The sequence below is a fragment of the Pseudomonas sp. PME37.24/006 genome (assembly GCF_055556635.1).
Genome location: NZ_JBVHNL010000226.1, coordinates 1 through 251, shown reverse-complemented (window position 1 = coordinate 251; position 251 = coordinate 1). Strand labels below are relative to the sequence as shown.

The following is a 251-nucleotide window of genomic DNA, read 5'->3' as shown; positions in this document are numbered from 1 at the left end:
AGGTGTAAGTCTGGTTCTCCAACATGGAAGAGGCCGTTTCCACCGTGGTCACTCGCGTCGGAGAATCCAGGGTGCCTGCTGCGCGCATCAGGAATCCGTTTTCGGCACTCCCGGCTATCCTTCCGCGCACGATCGTGGCGTCTCGCGCATCGATCGTGAGGAATTTCGATCCCGGGATCGATACCGCTGAGTTGAACAGGAAGGTCCCGCGAAGCATCAGGGTGGCTCCGGTGGGTGCTGCGGCGACGGCC

At 61.8% G+C, this 251-nt stretch carries 1 protein-coding gene; it reads right to left on the bottom strand.

Annotated features, from left to right (window positions below; translation table 11 throughout):
- Positions 1–217: hypothetical protein (locus ACZ3GY_RS24505; protein WP_465912400.1), on the bottom strand; the 217-nt coding region annotated here is incomplete at its 3' end.
- Between the last annotated feature and the right edge of the window lie 34 nt (positions 218–251).